Genomic DNA, 453 nt, shown 5'->3' on the forward strand with positions numbered 1-453 from the left:
GTGCTAAAGGCGATACCGGTGCTACTGGCGACAACGGTGAGGGAGGTGACACCGGTGTAAACGGCGAAAAGGGTGACACGGGCGTAACCGGCGCAACTGGTGCTAAAGGCGATACCGGTGCAGCTGGTGCTAAAGGTGATACCGGTGCAACTGGTGCTAAAGGTGATACCGGTGCTAAAGGTGATACCGGTGCAACTGGTGCTAAAGGTGACACCGGTGCTACTGGTGCTAAAGGTGATACCGGTGCAACTGGTGCTAAAGGTGATACCGGTGCTACTGGTGCTAAAGGTGATACCGGTGCGACTGGTGCCAAAGGCGATACCGGTGCTACTGGTGCAACTGGTGCTAACGGTGCTACTGGTGCTACTGGTGCTACTGGTGCAACTGGTACAACGGGTGCTAAAGGTGCTACCGGCGCAACTGATACAACTGGCGCCAACGGCGCAACTGGCG

Annotated in this window: 1 pseudogene; it reads left to right on the forward strand. The window is 56.7% G+C overall.

Features of this window, described 5'->3' with window-relative positions:
* Positions 1-453 (forward strand): annotated as a pseudogene (locus tag ACTHTQ_RS11340) (collagen-like protein); the annotation flags it as partial.

It is taken from the genome of Neisseria sp. P0020.S003, assembly GCF_051957095.1.
Classification (GTDB): domain Bacteria; phylum Pseudomonadota; class Gammaproteobacteria; order Burkholderiales; family Neisseriaceae; genus Neisseria; species Neisseria subflava.